The organism is Actinosynnema sp. NPDC004786 (genome assembly GCF_053601135.1).
Genome location: NZ_JBSGBG010000003.1, coordinates 96,983 through 116,116, shown reverse-complemented (window position 1 = coordinate 116,116; position 19,134 = coordinate 96,983). Strand labels below are relative to the sequence as shown.

16 protein-coding genes and 1 tRNA gene are annotated in these 19,134 nt (G+C 73.7%); 10 read left to right on the top strand and 7 right to left on the bottom strand.

The features are described 5' to 3' along the window. Position 1 precedes the first annotated feature (1 nt). Positions 2–1,954: a cytochrome c oxidase assembly protein gene (locus ACWEFJ_RS03995; RefSeq protein ID WP_449712858.1), complete on the bottom strand. Its 1,953-nt coding sequence runs from the start codon at positions 1,952–1,954 to the stop codon at positions 2–4. A 79-nt stretch (positions 1,955–2,033) separates the two neighbouring features. Here ACWEFJ_RS03995 and ACWEFJ_RS03990 point away from each other — a divergent pair, with 79 nt between their 5' ends. After that, on the top strand, positions 2,034–2,606 hold the full coding sequence (locus ACWEFJ_RS03990) for a DUF3558 family protein (protein ID WP_449712857.1): 573 nt from the start codon (positions 2,034–2,036) through the stop codon (positions 2,604–2,606). On the opposite strand, the gene ACWEFJ_RS03985 is transcribed toward ACWEFJ_RS03990, so the two are convergent. Further along, positions 2,572–3,759 carry an MFS transporter gene (locus ACWEFJ_RS03985; RefSeq protein ID WP_449712856.1) on the bottom strand — a complete coding sequence of 396 codons (1,188 nt, stop codon included), beginning with the start codon at positions 3,757–3,759 and terminating at the stop codon, positions 2,572–2,574. The genes ACWEFJ_RS03990 and ACWEFJ_RS03985 overlap by 35 nt on opposite strands. A 62-nt stretch (positions 3,760–3,821) precedes the next feature. Here ACWEFJ_RS03985 and ACWEFJ_RS03980 point away from each other — a divergent pair, with 62 nt between their 5' ends. The 4 genes from ACWEFJ_RS03980 (at position 3,822) to ACWEFJ_RS03965 (ending at position 6,892) form a co-directional block, all read left to right on the top strand. Next, positions 3,822–4,877, top strand: coding sequence for a LacI family DNA-binding transcriptional regulator (locus ACWEFJ_RS03980; protein ID WP_378084255.1), 1,056 nt, complete (start codon positions 3,822–3,824; stop codon positions 4,875–4,877). 125 nt (positions 4,878–5,002) lie between these two features. Next, positions 5,003–5,075, top strand: a tRNA-Arg gene (locus tag ACWEFJ_RS03975). A 270-nt stretch (positions 5,076–5,345) separates the two neighbouring features. Continuing rightward, on the top strand, positions 5,346–5,669 hold the full coding sequence (locus ACWEFJ_RS03970; RefSeq protein WP_449712855.1) for a YciI family protein: 324 nt from the start codon (positions 5,346–5,348) through the stop codon (positions 5,667–5,669). Continuing rightward, on the top strand, positions 5,666–6,892 hold the full coding sequence (locus tag ACWEFJ_RS03965) for an RNA polymerase sigma factor (RefSeq protein WP_449712854.1): 1,227 nt from the start codon (positions 5,666–5,668) through the stop codon (positions 6,890–6,892). Before ACWEFJ_RS03970 ends, ACWEFJ_RS03965 begins: the two co-directional genes overlap by 4 nt. A 5-nt stretch (positions 6,893–6,897) precedes the next feature. Here the strand turns inward: ACWEFJ_RS03965 and ACWEFJ_RS03960 are convergent, their stop codons facing one another. Continuing rightward, positions 6,898–8,172: a hypothetical protein gene (locus ACWEFJ_RS03960; protein WP_378084260.1), complete on the bottom strand. Its 1,275-nt coding sequence runs from the start codon at positions 8,170–8,172 to the stop codon at positions 6,898–6,900. Between the two features lie 230 nt (positions 8,173–8,402). Next, complete coding sequence (locus ACWEFJ_RS03955) at positions 8,403–9,194, bottom strand: SAM-dependent methyltransferase (protein ID WP_449712853.1); 792 nt, start codon at positions 9,192–9,194, stop codon at positions 8,403–8,405. A 168-nt stretch (positions 9,195–9,362) separates the two neighbouring features. Here ACWEFJ_RS03955 and ACWEFJ_RS03950 point away from each other — a divergent pair, with 168 nt between their 5' ends. Next, complete coding sequence (locus tag ACWEFJ_RS03950) at positions 9,363–9,992, top strand: hypothetical protein (protein WP_378084264.1); 630 nt, start codon at positions 9,363–9,365, stop codon at positions 9,990–9,992. Between the two features lie 10 nt (positions 9,993–10,002). Here ACWEFJ_RS03950 and ACWEFJ_RS03945 read toward each other — a convergent pair whose 3' ends face one another. Beyond that, positions 10,003–11,589 (bottom strand): amidohydrolase, encoded by a 1,587-nt coding sequence (locus ACWEFJ_RS03945; protein ID WP_449712852.1) that lies wholly within the window; start codon positions 11,587–11,589, stop codon positions 10,003–10,005. A 73-nt stretch (positions 11,590–11,662) separates the two neighbouring features. Between ACWEFJ_RS03945 and ACWEFJ_RS03940 the strand changes: the two genes are divergently transcribed. Together ACWEFJ_RS03940 and ACWEFJ_RS03935 are read left to right on the top strand one after the other, a co-directional pair. Then, positions 11,663–12,610 carry a methionyl-tRNA formyltransferase gene (locus tag ACWEFJ_RS03940; protein WP_378084267.1) on the top strand — a complete coding sequence of 316 codons (948 nt, stop codon included), beginning with the start codon at positions 11,663–11,665 and terminating at the stop codon, positions 12,608–12,610. A gap of 108 nt (positions 12,611–12,718) precedes the next feature. Continuing rightward, the gene (locus tag ACWEFJ_RS03935; protein ID WP_449712851.1) at positions 12,719–13,381 is read left to right on the top strand and encodes an HNH endonuclease family protein; all 663 of its coding nucleotides are present in this window, start codon (positions 12,719–12,721) and stop codon (positions 13,379–13,381) included. A gap of 97 nt (positions 13,382–13,478) precedes the next feature. On the opposite strand, the gene ACWEFJ_RS03930 is transcribed toward ACWEFJ_RS03935, so the two are convergent. Next, positions 13,479–14,270 carry a hypothetical protein gene (locus tag ACWEFJ_RS03930; protein ID WP_378084271.1) on the bottom strand — a complete coding sequence of 264 codons (792 nt, stop codon included), beginning with the start codon at positions 14,268–14,270 and terminating at the stop codon, positions 13,479–13,481. Between the two features lie 172 nt (positions 14,271–14,442). On the opposite strand from ACWEFJ_RS03930, the gene ACWEFJ_RS03925 reads away from it, so the two are divergent. Next, positions 14,443–15,915, top strand: coding sequence for a CYTH and CHAD domain-containing protein (locus ACWEFJ_RS03925; protein WP_449712850.1), 1,473 nt, complete (start codon positions 14,443–14,445; stop codon positions 15,913–15,915). A gap of 87 nt (positions 15,916–16,002) precedes the next feature. Further along, a complete protein-coding gene (locus ACWEFJ_RS03920) occupies positions 16,003–17,592 on the top strand; it encodes a beta-N-acetylhexosaminidase (RefSeq protein WP_449712849.1) in 1,590 nt (529 codons plus the stop codon). Between the two features lie 46 nt (positions 17,593–17,638). Here ACWEFJ_RS03920 and ACWEFJ_RS03915 read toward each other — a convergent pair whose 3' ends face one another. Then, the gene (locus tag ACWEFJ_RS03915) at positions 17,639–19,078 is read right to left on the bottom strand and encodes an aldehyde dehydrogenase family protein (RefSeq protein WP_449712848.1); all 1,440 of its coding nucleotides are present in this window, start codon (positions 19,076–19,078) and stop codon (positions 17,639–17,641) included. Between the last annotated feature and the right edge of the window lie 56 nt (positions 19,079–19,134).

The window sequence follows — 19,134 nt, the reverse complement described above, 5'->3', positions numbered from 1 at the left end:
CTCACTCCTTGCCGGACATCTTGCGCAGCATCGCGTTGTACGCGGCGAGGTCCGCGTCGCCGTCCGCGTCCGCCCGCCGGTCCGCCCGGCGGGCCTCGCGGCTGTCCGACCGGGCCCACTGCACCAGCAGCGCGACCATGACCACGATGAGCGGCAGCTCGCCGGCCGCCCACGCGATGCCGCCGCCGAGCCGCTGGTCCTCCAGCTGCGACGTCACCCACGGCAGGCCCAGCGAGCGGTAGAAGTTGTCGCCGATCACCGTCTGGGAGCTCATCAGCACGATGCCGAAGAACGCGTGGAACGGGATCGAGGCGAACAGCAGGCCGAGCCGGCCCAGCGGCGGCAGCCGGTTCGGCGACGGGTCGATGCCGATCACCGGCCAGTAGAAGACGTAGCCGACCAGGATGAAGTGGGCGTTCATCAGCAGGTGCGCCCAGTGGTAGTCGAGCGCCGAGTCGAACAGGCCGGAGAAGTACAGGCCGTAGAACGAGCCCACGAACAGCGCCAACGCCACGAACGGGTTGGTCAGCACCTTCGCCACCGGCGAGTGGACGAACGCCAGCAGCCACTCCCGCGGCCCCGGCGGGTTGTCCTTGCCCGCGGTGGGCAGGGCCCGCATCGCCAACGTCACCGGACCGCCCAGCACCAGCAGGATCGGCGCGAGCATGGACAGCAGCATGTGCGCTTCCATGTGCACGCTGAACATCGCGGGCGCGTACCGGCCGACCCCGGACGACGTGGCGAACACCACGGTCAGGCACCCCGCGACCCACGCCACCGTGCGACCGACGGGCCACTTGTCGCCGCGCTTGCGCAGCCGCCGCACGCCCAGCAGGTACGACACGCCCAGCGCGATGAAGATCGAGCCGAAGACCAGGTCGAACCGCCAGTCGAACAGCAGCCGCCCCAGCGTCGGCTCGCCGTACAGGTCGTAGCCGATGCGCAGCTCGACCGTGCTCGGCAGGGCGCGGCCCTCGACCGGCGGCGGCGTGCGGCTCAACGCGGCGGCCAGGCCCAGCGTGAGGAACATCAGCAGCACCTCGACGCCCGCCAGCTTCACCAGCGAACGCCCGGAGCCGGTGGCCACGACCTCCTTCACGCTCTTCTCGCGCTGGAACCAGCCCACGACGCCCAGCACCACGAGCGCGACCGTCTTGCCGACCACCAGCAGGCCGTAGTCGCTGCCGAACACCTGGTCCAGCGGCAGCCGCACCCAGGCGTTGACCACGCCGGACACCGCCATGACCAGCCAGCACACCAGCGCCAGCTTGGAGAACCGCGACGTCGCGAGCCCCAGGTGGTCGCCGCCCCGCCGGCCGTGCGCGAGCAGCGCGATCAGCCCGCCGACCCACAACGCCGCGCCGACCAGGTGGAACAGCAGGCTGTTCGTGGCCACGTCGTGCGAGCCGCCGCCCGACGAGTGCCCCGTCACGGCCACCGGCATCAGCGCGAACACCGACAGGAAGAACAGCGGCACGGTCCAGCCCCACGACAGCACCAGCCGGCAGCCCAACGCCAGCAGCGCCACGACCACCGCCGTGATCATCCACGCCTTCGCCTGCTCCACCAGCCCCGCGACCTGGAACAGCACCGACGGCTCCAGCAGGGCCGTCACCGGCTGCCCCAACGCGTCGGCCACCGTGAACGGCACCGCCAGCACCGCGCCCGCCGTCCACACCAACGCCGCCCAGCCCGCCGTGCGCAGGGCCGCGTAGCCGTCCGCCGCCAGCGTGCCGCTCCCCTGCGGGGGGACCAGGAACGCCGCCAGCAGCAGCGCGCCGACCGTCACCACGGCGGCGGCCTCGGTCACCACGCGCACCACGATGAGCCCGGACGCGTCGGCCCCGACGAGCACGAGCAACCCCGCCGCGACCAGCGCGGCTATCGTCGTGCCGACGAGGAGCAGGGGGACGAGACCGGTCCGCCGGGTGCGGGAAGGCGCTTCAGTGGGCACGTCACGAGCGTAGGCGGCGCGACCGCACCCTCACCAACCGCCGGACGTGCGCAGATCACACCCACTACCGTTGCGGGACGTGACCGGTACCCGCGCGCTGCCCGCAGTGGCCCTCGCCGTGCTCCTGTCGTCCGGGTGCAGCTACTCCGTCAACGGCGACGCGCTGCCCGAGGCCGGGGTCACGCCCGCGACCACCACCTCCGCCGGGTCGGGCGCCGCGCCGAAGATCGCCAAGCCGCGCACGGTCGTCGGCGTCGAGCCGTGCTCGCTGCTCAGCAAGGACGACCTGAAGTCGATCGGGCCGTTCAAGAAGGAACCCGCGCGCAAGGACGACGTGATCCAGGAGTCGTGCCAGTACGTGCTGGACGACGGCTCGCAGGCCGGGCGCACGGTGGTCGCCGCGCTCTACCAGAAGTACGAGCAGGTGCGGACGCGGCAGGCCAAGGGGCACGAGGTGGTCGTGGACGGGCACTCGACCTGGGTGCTGTGCGAGCCGACCGGCGGCGAGACGGCGTGCACCGCGACGCTGGCCGTGAACGCCAACCGCAGCGTCCTGGTGGCGATGGCGCAGCCGTCCGGCGTGCCCGAGCAGATGCTGGCCACGATGCAACCGCTGCTCAAGGCCGCGTTGGCGAAGCTCCCCGTCGTGTGAGCTCGCGGGCGCGGGACCGGCGCGCCAGCAGCACCGCGGGCACCATCAGCGCGATCACGAACGCCACGAAGCCCAGCGAGATCGACAGGTTGCTCACGTGCGCGAGACCGCCGACCACCGGCGGGCCGAGCAGGAAACCGGTGTAGGCGACCGTCGTCACCAGGCCGATCTCCCGTTCGCCGCCCGTGCCGTCGGCGCGCTTGCCCGCGTCGCCGGCCAGGTCCATGATCACCGGGAAGGCGAACGCCAGGCCCAGGCCGGCGAGGCCGAACCCGACGTAGCCGACCGCGGGCAACGGCACCAGCACCGCCAGCGCCAGGCCCGTCGCCGCCACCACCGCGCCCGAGGCCAGCAGCCGGTACGGGCCGAACCGGCGTTGCGCGGGCTCGCCGAGCAGGCGGGCGACGGCCATCGCGATGGAGAACCCGGCGTACGCCGCCGCGGCGGCCGCCTCACCGACACCGCGCTCGTTGACGAAGAACAGCGCCGACCAGTCCGACGCCGCGCCCTCCGCGATCGCCGAGAACAGCGTGATGGTCGCGAGCAGCCACAACAACGGCCGCTTGAGGACCGGACGGTCGTCCCGGACGGCGCCGGGGGTCTCCCCGGTCTCGCCCGGCACGGCCCTGATCACCCACGCCATCGCGACCGCGCCGATCACCGCGGCCGTGACGAGGTGGCGGGTCAGGCCCCACCCCGCGCCCGCCGCGGCCGCCGCGCCCAGCGACCCCACCAGGCCGCCGACGCTGAAACCCGCGTGGAACTGCGGCATCAGCGGCCGGTCCAGGCTGCGGGTCACGGCCACCGCGGCGACGTTCATGCCGACGTCGATCGACGCGCCGCACGAGCCGAGCGCGAACAGCACGAGCCCCAGTTGGAACGGCGTGTCGGCGAGCGTGAGCGACGGCACGGCGACCACGGTGACCGCCGCCCCGGCCAGGACCAGCTTCCGCGCGCCCACCCGGGCGCACACGCGCGCCGCGAACGGCGCCGTCACCGCCAGGCCGACGCTCGCGCCGAACAGGGCGAGGCCGAGCGTGGCCTCGGTCGCGCCGACCTGCGCGGCCAACGCGGGCATGCGCGCGGCCCAGGACAGGAACAGCGCCCCGTTGAACAGGAACACCGCGAAGACGGCGAGGCGTGGCGTGGGCATGGTCCGAGTGTGAACTAGAGCGCTTCAGAACGTCCATCCGATTACCTGGTTACGCTCACCACGTGGACCGCCCTCGCAAACCGACGCTCGACACGGTGGCCGGCGTGGTCGGCGTGTCGCGCGCCACGGTGTCCAACGCGTACAACCGGCCGGACCAGCTCTCCGCCGCGTTGCGCGAGCGGATCCTGGAGACGGCGGCGTCCCTCGGCTACGCGGGGCCCGACCCGGTGGCGCGCAGCCTGGCGACCAGGCACAGCGCCGCCGTCGGGTTCATGCTCGGCCAGGGGCTGTCGGCGTCGTTCGCGGACCCGGCGCTGTCGATCGTGCTGGACGGGCTCGCGTCGACCGTGGACGGGCACGACCACTGCCTGGTGCTGATGCCGGGGCGGGACAAGGGCGGACCGCGGCCGGAGACGGTGGCGCGGGCGCAGGCCGACGTCGTGGTGGCGTACTCGCTGCCGGACGACGCCCCCGCGCTGGCGGCCGTGCGGGCGCGCGGGCTGCCGATGGTCGTGATCGACCAGCCCGTGCTGCCGGACACGGCGCGCGTGGAGGTGGACGACTACGGCGGTGCGCGGCTGGCGGCGTCGTCGTTGTGGGACTCGGGGCACCGACGGTTCGGCGTGGTGACGTTCGCGCTGCACCCGGACGGGCGCAACGGGCCGGTGACGCCCGAGCGGCTGGCGTCCACGTCGTTCCGCGTGACGCGGGACCGGCTGCACGGGTACCTCGACGTGACGGGCGCGGGCACGCCGGTCTGGGAGTGCGCGGCGAGCAGCCGTGAACTGGGCCGTGCGGGCGCGCGGGCGTTGCTCTCCGGCTCGCCCCGACCCACGGCGCTGCTGTGCGCTTCGGACGAATTGGCGTTCGGCGCGCTCCAGGCGGTGCGCGACCTCGGGCTGCGCGTGCCCGACGACGTGTCCGTCATCGGCTTCGACGACGTGCCGGCAGCCGCCCACTCGGACCCGCCGTTGACTACGGTGCGTCAACCCCTGGCCGAGAAAGGCCGTCAGGCGGGCGAACTGGCACTCCGACTGCTGGACGGCGGCAGACCGGGCGAGCCGACCAGAGTGGCGGTAACCCTCGTCGCGCGCGACTCGACGGCCGCACAAAAGTGATCCACATCACTTTTCGGCCATCTTGATCACCCTTCCGGCGGGAACCGGAAACGCGACGAGTCTTCCGGACGATGTGTCCGGTGGGGCGGCCACACTGCTACGCCGCGTGGTCAACAGCCCCTCCAGCCTCCGTAGCTCAGTGGAGAGAGCGAGGGACTTCTAATCCCGAGGTCGCAGGTTCGAATCCTGCCGGGGGCGCAGTAGAGCGCCGATGATCGACGGCTTGGGCGGCCGGCACTCCAGGACACCCCACGGGTGTGAGTGCCGGCCGTTTTGGCTGTTCAGGGGACGTTCGAGCGCCGAGGCGGCGGGCGAGCCCAAAAAATCTCGAAGAAGTTCGGGTCCGTGTTGTCGGATCGGGCCGGTCGCGTTCGTAGCAGGGGTGAGGCCGCCCGCGAGGGGCGGCGCCGAGGGTCGGGGCGCGACCATGGGGTCGACGCCCCCGACGTCCGCAGGAGGGATCCAGCGATGCAGTACCTGGTTTCGGTGATCGACGACAAGAGCAACCCCGGCCGCACGGACCGGCAGCCCGCCATCAGTGAGTTCAACGAACGGCTGATCGCCGAGGGCCACTGGGTGTTCGCGGGCGGGCTCGCGGACACCGAGGCGGCCACGGTGGTGGACAACCGGGGTGGGGAGCCGGTGTTCAGCGACGGGCCGTTCGTGGAGTCCAAGGAGTACCTCGCGGGCGTCTGGGTGTGGGAGGCCCCCGACCTGGACGTGGCGCTCAGGCTCGCCGCCGAGGCGTCCAGGGTGTGCGACCGCAAGATCGAGGTCCGGCCGTTCCGGTGAACGTCGTCGAGGAGGCGGTGACCCGCGCCCACCGCGACGAGTGGGCGCGGGTGGTGGCCGCCCTCGCCAAGCGCTTCGGCGACTTGGACGTCGCCGAGGAGGCGGCGGCCGAGGCGTTCGCGACCGCGGTCGAGCGGTGGCGGGCCGATGGTGTGCCGCCCAACCCCGGCGCGTGGCTCACCACCACGGCCACCCACAAGGCGATCGACCGCATCCGGCGCGAGAGCAGGCGCGAGGACAAGCACAAGGAGGCACGGATGGCGCACGACGACGACCCGCCCGAGCCCCTCGGCGTCATCGACGACGACCGGCTCCGGCTGATCTTCACGTGCTGCCACCCGGCGTTGGCGGTGGAAGCGCGCCTGGCGCTGACGCTGCGCATGGTCGGCGGCCTGACCGTGCCCGAGATCGCCCGTGCCTTCCTGATGACCGAGGGCGCCGTCGGACAGCGGATCACCCGGGCGAAGGCCAAGATCAAGGCCGCCGGCATCCCGTACCGGGTGCCGTCCGCCGAGGACCTCCCGGCCCGCGTCGGCGGAGTGCTCGCCGTGCTGTTCCTGGTCTTCAACGAGGGCTACCTGGCCACCGGTCCCGACACCGACCCCGTGCGCCACGAACTGACCGCCGAGGCGATCCGGCTCACCCGCCTGATCCGGACCCTCCTGCCCCGGGACGGCGAAGTCGCCGGGCTGCTGGCGCTGATGCTGCTCACCGAGGCCCGCCGCACGGCCCGTGTCTCGGCCGGCGGCGAGCTGGTCGCCCTCGGCGAGCAGGACCGGGGCGCCTGGGACGCGGACCTGATCGCCGAGGGGCACCGGCTGGTGCGCGAACGCCTGGCCGCCGGGGTGGCCCCGGGCCGCTACCAGATCCTCGCCGCGATCAACGCCGTGCACACGTCCGCCCGCGACATCCGCGACACCGACTGGTCGCAGGTCCTCGCCCTCTACGACCAGCTCGTCCGCCTCGACCGCTCCCCGATCGTCGCGCTCAACCGGGCCGTCGCGGTGGCCGAGCTGGACGGCCCGGAGGTGGCGCTGGCGGCCGTGGACCGGCTCGAACCCCGGCTGGCCGGCTACCACGCCTTCCACGCCACCCGCGCCGACCTGCTGCGCCGGCTCGGCCGGGGCCGGGAGTCGCGGGCGGCCTACGACCGGGCGATCGAGCTGGCCGGCAACACGGCGGAGACCGCCTACCTGACCCGCCGCCGCGACCAACTGGGGTAGCCCGGTCACACCGGGCGGGCGGAACGGCAGCTCGCGGCCGGGCAGCCCCACGTCACGCCGGTCGAGCCGACCGTGACCAGGGCGGCGTGGACGAGGAAGCGGTCGCGCTTGGTGCGTTCGTCCAGGGCGGCGCACTGGCACGGGGCGTCGGCCTCGACCGGTTCGTCGTGCGCCAGGCCCATGTAGCCCAAGGGGACGCCCAGGCCCTCGGCGATGTCGGTCAACGTCTGGTAGGACTCGACCTTCGCCCCGGACAGCACGCGGTCCACGTCGTCGTGCGGTTGGCCGGTCAGCGCGGCGATCCGGTCGCGCGGCACGCCGTGGTGGGTCAGCAGCCGGTACACCGCGGTGATGTCGCGCAACGCCAACGCCTCCCGCATCTCGTCCAGCTCCCACACGTCGGGCAGGTCGGGCCGCTCGCGCGTCGGCCGCACGGCGCGTTCCTCGACGGCCGGTCCGGGCGCGGTGGCGGCGAGCCACTCGGACCACGCCCACTCCGGTTCCGCCGCGCGGACCGCCGCGCGCGGGTCGGCGGCCGACAGCGCCACACCGCGCACGGCGTCGCGGAACCGGTGCGGCACGGCGGTCGAGTCCGGGATGCCGCACGCCGATCCGCTCAGGATCGCGGCCACCGCGCCGCTCGGCGGACCGCCCCGCCAGTACAGCTCCAGCACGTCCCCGACGACGATCCCGTCCAGCCACGCGGCCCCGCGCCACAGCGGCAGCCGGCGCAGCACGCCGCTCATCAGGTCCGCCGGCACCGGGGCGCGCGGCGCGGACTCGCGCGGGTCCAGGTCGGCGCTCAGCGCCAGGTCGACCGGCAGACCGGCGGCCACGCACCGCCGCCAGCGCTCCCGGGTGACGCCGAGCAGGCGCACCTCCCCGTCGGCCGAACGCAGGTCCAGGTGGTCGCGCCGGGGCCGCACGCGCAGGCCCGGCACGCCGCGGACCCGGTCGCCCACGACCACCGGCAGCACCTCGGCCAGCAGGTGCTCCAGCGCGGCGTCGTGCACGCGCAGGCCGAGCGACTTCGCGTCCGGCCGCACCCGGACGACCAGGGACGTCGGCCGCAGCGGGTGGCCGCGCCGCCGCATGCCGGCCATGGTGCGGTTGGCGGCCTGGAGCACCGCCGCCTCCAGCCGGCGCTGGCCCGGCGTGCGGGCGCACGGCACCGACGAACCTGGCTCGACACCCGCGTCACCGCGTTGCCTGCGCACCATGTTCGGCGTCTCTCCGGTGCACCAGTAGCGCTTGAGCAGGTGCGGGGAGCTTGTCGACACGAGAACCTCCGCGGACGCCGCCCGGTCGACGCACCGGGCTCGCGGCACCGAGCCCCGGGAACCGGCGGACATGCGGGCACGTCGCTCGAACGCGCTCTGGAGGCACCCACTCCATCCGGGTCAGGAGGAGCCTCGGTGGCAGCCGCACCTGCCAGGTCACGAAACTACAACATCGCGGATGGCCGACGGGGCATGGTCACTCGAAGGTGCGAACTCCTCGGTTTTCGCCCTCAGCGCTTGCGGCCGACGGCGGCCAGCCCGGCGAACCGCTCCGGGTGCTCGTCCACGTCCTCCGGCGAGGCGGGCCGCCACAGCGGCAGGTGCACGACGCCGGGCTCGACCAGCTCGTAGCCCTCGAACAACGCCTCGACCTCGGCCTTGGACCGCATCGTCATCGGCGTCGCGGTCCGCCGCCGGTACAGGTCGGTGTGCTCGTCGGCCTGGGCGTCCTGGCCGTCGTGGGTGGCGTGCGAGAGGACCAGGTAGCTGCCGGGCGCGACGGCGTCGCGGTAGGCGGCGATGATCTTCGCCGGGTCGTCCTGCACGAAGTGCAGCACCGCGACCATCATCACCGCGACCGGCCGGTCGAAGTCGAGCAGGTCGGTGACGGCGGCCTGGGCCAGCACGTCGTCCGGGCGGCGCAGGTCGTCCAGGACGACCGCGGTCCGGGGGTCGTCGCCGAGGATCGTGCGGCTGTACGTCACCGCGATGGGGTCGTTGTCGACGTAGACCACGCACGAGCGCGGGTCGGCGTCGCGGGCGACCTCGTGCACGTTGCCGACGGTCGGGATGCCGGAGCCGAGGTCGAGGAACTGGGTCACGCCCCGCGCCACGCAGAACTGCACGGCCCGGCGCAGGAACGCCCGGTTGGCCTGCATGATCAGCGGCAGCTCCGGCCACATCGAGATCGCCTGCTCGGCCATCTCCCGGTCGACCGCGAAGTTGTGCGCGCCGCCGAGGTAGTAGTCGTACACGCGTGCGGCGCTCGGCCTGGTGAGATCGATGTCCGGTCGCTCGGCCACGGCTCGCTCCTTCCCCCGGACGCAGCTTAGGCGCTGCGCCGGACGGCGTTCGCGCGGTGCGGGTCCGATCCCGTCCGACCTGCGGATACCCCGTTCAGCGCCCGCGCTTTGTCGGACCCCGGCGGTAGAATCGAACACGAGTTCGATCGCGCGCGAGGGGAGCTTGCCGTGGAGCCGATCAGCGTCACCGCCCTGTCCTTCACCGAGTACGTCATGAGCGGCCAGCGTGGCCGGATCAGCATCGTGTCCGAGCAGCGGCGGATCTACCTGTCGTCGGAGCAGTGGGTGGCGGGCTTCTACAACCCGATGCGCGACGCCATGCGCCGGGCGGCGAACTCGCCGGACCCGGCCGCGGAGCTGGACAAGGCGGTCGAGGCGGCGCACCGGCAGCCGCGGGCCGGCCAACCGCGGGCGTACGAGGAGCTGCGGGAGGGCTTCCTGCCCTGGCTGCGGGCCACGAGGGCGACCGGCGTGCCGACGGGCGCGGCCCGGTGGCAGGCGGGCGACCTCGCGCTGCGGGTCCGGCCGCACCTCGGCCTGCGCCGGCCGGACGGGTCGCGGTCGGCGGTGCTGGTGTACGTCAAGGAGACGCCGATGACGCAGGAGGCGGCGAACGTCGGGCTGCGCATCCTCCAGCAGACCCTCGCCGACACGCTGCCGGGCGCGGAGCCGCTCGTGCTCGACGCGCGGCGCGGCCGGGCGTTCCGGATGTCGCGGCGGACGAACCTCGCGAAGCTCGACGCGTTGATCGCGGCCGAGGCGGCGGGGTACGTCGTGCACTGGCGGATGAGCGCCTGACCCCGGGTGGTCACCCGGTGAAGCCGGCCGGGTCGTGGGCGAACTCGCCGCCCACGACCGTGGCCACCACGCCGATGTCGCCGATGGCGGACACGTCGCAGGTGAGCGGATCGGCGTCGAGGACGGCGAAGTCGGCGAGCCGGCCCGGCGCGATGACGCCCAGCACGTCGTCGACCCGGCAGGCGTAGGCGGCGCCGGTCGTGTAGGCGGCGATCGCGTCCCGCACCGCCACGGCCTCGTCGGGGCCGATGGCCCGCCCGGTCCTCGACCGCCGCTCGACCATGAACTGGATGGCGCGCAACGGTTTCCCGTCCGCCACCGGGCGGTCCGAGCTGCCCGCCACCACGATCCCGCGGTCCAGGAACGCCTTGCCGCGGTACATCCACGGTGCGCGGTCGGGGCCCATGATCGCGGCGTAGTCGTCGCCGTACGCCCACAGGAAGGTCGGCTGGACCACCGGGATCACGTGCAGCCGCGCGATCCGGTCCAGCTGGTCGGGCCGCACCAGCCCGCAGTGCTCGATCCGGTGCCGCGCGTCCGACCGCGGCACGGCCCGCTGCGCGTCGGCCAGCGCGTCGAGCGCGAAGTCGATCGCGCGGTCGCCGATCGCGTGCACCGCGAGCTGCCACCCGGCGGCGTGCCCGTCCACGATCGCCGCCCGCATCGACTCCGGGTCGTCCTGGAGCTGGCCGGAGGTCTCCATCCCCTCGTACGGCCGGGTCAACGCGGCCGTGCGGGCGATCATCCCGCCGTCGGTCCACAGCTTGAGCGGCCCGATGGACAGCCGGTCGCCGCCCAGGCCGGTGCGCAGGCCCAGCGGCACGGCCCGCCGGATGCCGTCGGCGGCGTGCGCGGCCACCGGTTCGAGGCGGTCCGCGGACACCATGAGCTGCACCCGGATCGGCAGCGACGCGCGCTGGTACGCCTCGACCTCCAGCGGGCTGCTGCCGATCAGGCCGCCGCCGACGCCGGCCTCGGCCGCGAGCACCACGCCTTCCCGCAGGCACTGGCGCGTCCCCGCTTCGACGTCCGCCGCGATGTCGTCCAACGAGTACGGCAACCGCAGCGCGCGCACGGCCGTCTGCGCGCCTTCGGCCAGGAACCCGGTCGGCGCACCGTTTTGGTCCCGCTGGGCCTCGCGCAACGCCGAGGCGGGCAGCTCGGCGAGCACGTCGCCGCTCACCACGCACGCGTGCCCGGAGACGTCCTGCACGTAGACCCGCGGCCCGATCGCGTCCAGGTCCCGCGAGGTCAGCGGCCGGTCGAGGGCGCGGTGGTCGTAGCCCGCCGCCTCGACCCAGCCGGAGGACCGGGCCGCGCCGCGCAGCACGTCGAGGACCTGCGCGACGGACGTGCACGGGGAGACGTCCGGGATCCGGGCCGCCCGGCCGGCCCACGCGAGGTGGTTGTGCGCGTCGATGAACCCGGGCAGCACCACCGCGCCGTCCAGGTCGACCACGCGCCGCGCGGGCAGGTCCGCCACGTCGTCGTCCACCCCGACGACCCGCCCGGCCCAGACACCGATCACCGACGCCGCCGGCCGGTCCGGGTCCATGGTCACGACCCGCCCGTTCACCACCTTGAGATCAAGGATCACCCGCCCAGGCTAGCCCAACCTAGTTAGGTTAGGGTTGGATAACTTAGGCGAGCCTATCCAAGGAGGAGCTCCCATGCGGGTCGTCATGTTCGGCTACCAGACCTGGGGCCACCGCACGCTCCAGGCCCTGCTGGACTCCGAGCACGAGGTGGTGCTGGTCGTCACGCACCCCAAGAGCGACCACGCCTACGAGCGCATCTGGAGCGACTCGGTCGCGGACCTGGCCGCCGAGCACGGCGTCGAGACGATCATCCGCAACCGGCCGGACGACGACGAGCTGTTCCAGCGCCTCAAGGAGGTCGAGCCGGACGTCATCGTCGCGACCAACTGGCGCACCTGGATCCCGCCGCACATCTTCACCCTCCCCAAGCACGGCACGCTCAACGTGCACGACTCGCTGCTGCCCGCCTACGCGGGCTTCTCGCCGCTGATCTGGGCCTTGATCAACGACGAGAAGGAGGTCGGCGTCACCGCGCACATGATGGACGAGACGCTGGACGCGGGCGACATCGTGCTCCAGCGCGCCGTCCCGGTCGGCCCGCGCGACACGACGGCCGACCTGTTCCACAAGACCCTGGAGCTGTTCGGCCCGATCACGGTGGACGGCCTGGCCGAGATCGCCAAGGGCCGCACGGACTTCACCAAGCAGGACCGCTCCAAGGCGAGCTTCTTCCACAAGCGCGCGGAGGAGGACCTGCGCATCGACTGGACGTGGGAGGCCGAGGAGCTGGACCGGCTGATCCGCGCCCAGTGCGCGCCGTACCCGAGCGCGTTCGCGTTCCACAAGGGGAAGCGGTTGGAGATCCTCGAAGCCGAGGTGTCCCAGGGGCGCTACGGCGGCACGCCCGGTCGGATCTTCTACCGCGAGGGCGACGGCGTGGCGATCGTCGCGGGCGCGCTGGCCCGCCGGGGCCGCAACCACGCGCTGCTGGTCAAGCGCGTGCGCACGGAGGACGGCCGGGAGCTGGGCGCCGCGGAGTACTTCACGCACATGGGCGGGTACCTCACGAGCCGCCCCTGAGCGACCCCGGCGTCGAACGGCCGTCGAAGGCGGCTCGCGTTCGGGTTTGTCCGGGGCGATTTCGGCCCGGGTGTTCCGGTCCGGGCGATCATCGCTGATCATGGTGGCATGAGGGGCAAGCGGTCGACCACGGTTGTCAGCGGTGTCGTGATGATCCTGATGATCATCGCCGGGTGCGGGACGGACGTCCTGACCCCGGACACCTCGCCCACCGCGCCGGGGCCGTCGGACCCGCCCGCGCCCGGCGCGGACCCGGCGGCGCAGCTCGCCGCGTTGACCGTGGCGCCCGAGGGCAAGATGACGGGCTACAGCCGAGAGCGGTTCCCGCACTGGAGCAGCCAGGGCGACGGGTGCGACACGCGGGACGTGGTGTTGCAGCGGCAGGGCGCGGACGTGCAGGTCGGCGCCGGCTGCAAGATCACCGGCGGGACGTGGACCAGCGCCTACGACAACGTGGTCGTGACCAACGCGAGCGAGATCGACATCGACCACACGGTGGCGCTGGCCGAGGCGTGGCGCTCGGGCGCGGACAAGTGGACCGACGAGCAGCGCGAGAAGTTCGCCAACGACCTGGGCGGGTTGCAGCTCATCGCGGTGACGGCGAGCAGCAACCGGGCCAAGGGCGACCAGGACGCGGCGAAGTGGAAGCCGCCGGTCGAGGCGTACTGGTGCACGTACGCGCGGGCCGTGGTGTCGGTGAAGACGCTGTACTCGCTGACCGTGGACCAGGCGGAGCACGACGCGTTGAGCGCGATGCTCAAGACCTGCTGACCCGCGGCCACCACGGGGCACGGCGCTACGGGCGCTACGGGCGCTACGGGCGCTACGGGCGCTACGGGCGCTACGGGCGCTACGGGCGCTACGGGCGCTACGGGCGCAGCGTCTCCAACTGGTCGACGATGTCGTTGTGCGCCTCGGCCCGGCGGACCCACGCGGCGAAGCCGGAGCCGGCCGAGGGCACCTCGCCCAGCGGCGAGATCGGGTCCGTGACGCCGTACTCCAGGCGGTAGGCGACCAGCGCCACGGCGGCCTCCACCCAGCGGCTCGGGTCGGGACTCGTGATCTCGCCCAGGCCGACCCGGAACCACAGCGGCAGGCGGGTGTCGGCGGCCAGCGCGCGGTGCAGCCGGCGGCGGGCGATGTCGAGGACCTCCTCGCGCGCCTTTTCCCCCGCCACGACGGCGTCCGCGCGCCACGGCTCCTCGGCGGCCAGCCGGTCGGCGGCCAACCGCTGCGCGGCGGCCATCGCGCCCGCCTCCTGCGCGTTGACCCGCCAGTCCAGGTTCTGCACCTCGTGCTGCAACGCGTCCCGCTCGAAGCGCGGCATCCGGCCCGCCGACAGCTTGGCCAGCCCGGCGTCCCGTTGCTGCCTGAGCGACTCGTACTCGGAGACCTCGGCCTGCAGCTCGGCGCGGACGGAGTCGGCCAGCAGCTCCTGCTCGGCGTCCCACGCGGCGCGCAGCGCGGTGACCGTCGCGGTGATGCCCTCGGTCGAGTCGAGGTCCTCGTCCGGCCCCGAGCCCGCCCCGGCGAGCCTGCGCTCCAGCACGTGCAGGCGGGCGCTCACCCGTTCCAGCTCCGCCGACAGCGCCTGGGTCGTGGCGACGAGGTCGGCGACGGTCGGCTCGACCTCGTCGAGCCGCTCCTTCTCTGTGGGCACGCGATCAGCCAACCGCACCCGGATGCCGCGTCCAGGGACGAAACCGGAAAACCACGCGGACGGGCCGACACAAACCCCCGAGTTGGTTAACGTTCAATCACCGACCGTGACAGCTCCTCGCACATGCCTGAACCGGCCTCGAACGGTGTATGTCTGATACATGTCGAGGTCGGTGCACGAGACGGAACGCAAATACGAGGCCCCCGGCGGCGCCGCGCTGCCGGACCTGGCCGACCTGCCCGGCGTCGCCGCCGTGGCGGGCCCCGAGGAACAACGACTCGAAGCGGTCTACTACGACACCGAGGACCTGAGGTTGGCGCGCGCCGGGTTGACGCTGCGCCGCCGCACGGGCGGCGACGACGCGGGCTGGCACCTGAAGCTGCCGGTCGGCGCGGACACCCGCGAGGAGGTGCGGCTGCCGCCGGGCCGCGCGGCCAAGACCCCGCCGCGGCAGCTCGGCTCGCTGGTGCAGGTGCACGCCCGCGGCCGCGGGCTGGCGCCGGTGGCGCGCATCCAGACCACGCGGCAGCGCTGGCAGCTCGCGGACGACAAGGGCCGGCTGCTCGCCGAGGTGGTCGAGGACCTGGTGTCCGGGCAGTCCCTGACCGACGACTCGGCGGTCGACTCGTGGCGCGAGATCGAGGTCGAGCTGGGCGAGCGCGGCGACGTCGCGCTGCTCGACCGCGTCGAGGAGCGGCTGGCGTCGGCGGGCATCGCGCGGTCCGCGTCGTCGGCGAAGCTGTCCCGCCTGCTGGCCGACCGGGTGGCGCCCGCCGCGCCGCCGCCCGGGGACGGCAAGTCCGCCGGCGATGTGGTGCTGGCCTACCTGCGCGCGCAGGCCGACGCCTTGAAGCACCAGGACCCGCGGGTCCGCCGGGGCGAGGACGACGCCGTGCACCAGATGCGCGTGGCGACGCGACGGATGCGCAGCGCGCTCCAGGCGTTCGGCACGATCGTGGACCGCGACGCCACGCGCGAGCTGACCGACGAGCTGAAGTGGCTCGCGGGCGTGCTCGGCGAGGCCCGCGACCTGGAGGTGCTGCGCGCCCGGTTCGAGGGCCGCGTCGCCGGCCTGGACCCGGTCCTCGTGCTCGGCCCGGTGCAGGCCCAGCTCACCCGCCACTTCGCCCCGCTGGAGGCCGCCGCGCACGGAGCCGCGGTGGCGGCGCTGGACAGCGACCGGTACTTCGCCCTGCTCGACGCGGTGGACGCGCTGGCGGCCGAGCCGCCGTTCACGCCCGCCGCGGCGCGCAAGGCGACGAAGGAGCTGCCCGCCCTGGTCGACCGCGCCTACCGCAGGCTGGCGAAGCGGGCCGAGGGCGCGGACGACGACATCGCGCTCCACGAGGCGCGCAAGGCCGCCAAGCGGCTGCGGTACGCGGTGGAGCTGTCCGAACCGGTGTTCGGCAAGCGGGCGAAGAAGTACCGCAAGCGCGTCAAGGCGGTGCAGGAGCTGCTCGGCGAGCACCAGGACGGCGTGGTGGCGCGGCCGGTGCTGCGCGAGCTGGGCGCGAAGGCGCAGCTCGACGGGGAGAACGGCTTCACCTTCGGCCTGCTGCACGGGTTGGAGACGGCGGCGGCCCGGCGCGTCGAGGAGCGCTTCCCGGCCGTGTGGCGAGGGCTGGGGAGGCCGAAGCTGCGGTAATTGGTCTGGACCTTGACACCTCCCGGTGCGGCTGTAACGGTGGCTGGAGCCGCCGCTCGGTGATCCACGCTGGCCAGGAGGACGTCAGTGCTTCTCACAGAAGGCGCCGGACGGCGCGGGTTCGGTCGAGCGCTCGTCGCGCTGCTGTTCGTCGGCGCGACAGCCGCGGCCGTGCCCGCCCAAGCAGCTCCGGAGACGCCGTTGCAGCACATCGTGCCCGCCCCCGTCACTGTCACCCCGCGGCCGGGCGTGACGTTCACGCTCACCGCCGACACCAGGATCTACACCCACCCCGGCTCGGCGGGGGCGCGCCAGGTCGGCGAGTTCCTGGCGGGTGTGCTGCGCCCGTCCACGGGCTACCGGCTGCCGGTCGTGCCGGGCGCGTCCGGTCGGCACATCTCGCTGCTGCTCGTCGGCGCGGACGCCCGCGTCGGCACGGAGGGCTACCAGCTCGACGTGACCAAGCGGGGTGTGCTGATCCGGGCGCGCACGGCCGCGGGCCTGTTCGCGGGCGTGCAGACGTTCCGGCAGATCCTGCCCGCGAAGGTGGAGGCGAAGACGAAGCAGCGCGGGCCGTGGACCGCGCCCGGCGGCCGGGTGCTGGACTACCCCCGCTACGCCCACCGGGGCGCGATGCTCGACGTGGCCCGGCACTTCTTCTCCGTGGCCGAGGTGAAGCGGTACATCGACCAGATCGCGCTCTACAAGGTCAACCGGCTGCACCTGCACCTGACCGACGACCAGGGCTGGCGGCTGGAGATCAAGAGCTGGCCCAACCTGACCGCGCACGGCGGCAGCACCGAGGTAGGCGGCGGCCCCGGCGGGTACTACACGCAGGAGCAGTACAAGGACCTCGTCGCCTACGCCGCCGCCCGGCACATCACGGTGATCCCGGAGATCGACATGCCGGGCCACACCAACGCCGCGCTGTCGTCGTACCCGGAGCTGAACTGCGACGGCGTCGCGCCGCCGCTCTACACCGGCATCGAGGTCGGCTTCAGCTCGCTGTGCATCGACAAGGACATCACCTACCGGTTCGTGGACGACGTGCTGCGCGAGGTGGCGGCGTTGACGCCGGGCGAGTACGTCCACATCGGCGGCGACGAGGCGCACGCGACCACCGACCCGGACTTCAACCTGTTCATGGACCGGGTGCTGCCGCTGGTGGCCAAGCACGGCAAGACCGCGACCGGCTGGCACGAGTTCGTCAAGGCGGGTCCGCCCGCCGCCGCGGTGCCGCAGTTCTGGGGCACGAAGACGGTGGCGCCGGACATGGTCGAGGCGGCCGCGCGGGGCAGCGAGATCGTGCTGTCGCCCGCCACCAAGGCGTACCTGGACATGAAGTACGACGCCAACACCCGGCTGGGGCTGAGCTGGGCCGGGTACACCGACGTGCAGGACGCGTACGACTGGAACCCCGGCGCGTACATCGAGGGGCTGCCCGCGACGGCCGTGCGCGGCGTCGAGGCGCCGCTGTGGAGCGAGACCATCACGGACTCCGCCGACCTGGAGCACCTGGCGTTCCCGCGCCTGCCCGCGATCGCGGAGCTGGGCTGGTCGCCGTGGTCGACGCACGACTGGGACCGGTTCAAGGTCCGGCTGGCGGCGCAGGCCGACCGGTGGGACGTGATGGGCGTGAACTACTACGCCTCGCCGCAGGTGCCCTGGACGAGGTGACGGCGGTGGAGGGGGAGCCGAGGGGCACCGGCTCCCCCTCCTGGTCTCATCGCCCCTGCTCCGGGTAGCCGACCAGCAGGTCCTTGGTCCGCTGGTACCGGTCGAGCACCGCCCGGTCGTTCCCGCCGGGCCGGCCGCCGCCGAACGCCGCGTGCGCGGGGTGGGCGTGGTGGCTGTTCACCCACACCCGGCCGGCCCGCAGCTCGCGGGCCGCCCGGTAGGCCACGCCCGCGTCGCGGGACCACACGCCCGCGCCGAGCCCGCACGGCGTGCCGTTGGCGGTCTTCACCGCGTCGTCGAAGTCGTCGAACCGGGTCACGCACAGCACCGGCCCGGGGACCGGCTCCTGGAAGACCCTCATCCCGTGGTCGCCCTCCAGGATCGTCGGGGCGACGTAGTAGCCGCCGGACAGCTCGCCGCCGAGGTCGGCCCGCTCGCCGCCGAGGATCACCCGCGCGCCCTCCCGCCGGCCGGCCCGGACGCACGAGAGCACCTTGTCCACCTGCTCGCGGCCGACCTGCGCGCCGACCTCGGTCCCGGGGTCGAGCGGGTGGCCCTGCCGGAGCGCGCCGGCGCGTTCGGCGGCGTCGGCCAGGAACCGGTCGTACGCCGGGCTCTGGACCAGCGCGCGGGACGGGCACGCGCCGGGCCCGCCCTGGTTGAGGGCGAACAGGGCGAAGCCCTCCAACGCCCGCTCGTGGAGCGCGTCGCGCCGCGCGGCCACGTCGGCGAAGACCACGACCGGGCTCCGGCCGCCCTGGTCCGGCGCGGCCACCACCTCGGCGACCCGGCGGTGGGCGGCCAGCAGCATCCCGGCCTCGGCGGCGAAGCCGTTGACGACGTTGACCACGCCGGGCGGCAGCAGGTCGGCGATCAGGCCGACCAGCACGTGGATCGACGCCGGGGTCTGCTCGGCGGGCTTGAGCACGACGGTGTTGCCGGCGGCCAGCGCGGGCGCGAGGTGCCAGGCCGCCGCGAGCAGCGGGAAGCTCCACGGGACGAGTTGGCCGACCACGCCCAGCGGCTCCGGGAAGCGGTGGGCGACGAGGTCCTCGCCGAGCTGCGACAGGCCGCCCTCCTGCGCCCGGACCACGCCCGCGAAGTGGCGGAAGCAGTCCACCGCGAGCGGCAGGTCGGCGGTCAGCGCCTCGCGGATCGGCTTGCCGTTGTCCCAGGTCTCCGCCACGGCGAGGGCGTCGAGGTGGTCCTCCAGCCGGTCGGCGATCTCGGTGAGCACGGTGGCCCGCTCGGCGGCCGGCGTGCGGCCCCACCGGCGGGCCGCGCCGTGCGCGGCGTCCAGCGCCCGGTCCACGTCCGCCGCCGTGCCCCGCGCCACCTCCGTGAACACCTCGCCGGTGACGGGGGTACGGTCGGCGAAGTAGCCGCCCCGGGCCGGCGGCACGTACTCGCCGCCGATGAAGTGGTCGTACCGGTCCCGGTACGTCACCGCGCTGCCCGGCTCCCCCGGCGCCGCGTACCTCGCCATGTCCCCTCCCACGTCCCTCGCGCTGGTCGTGCGCAGCAGCGTGGTCCGCGCAACGT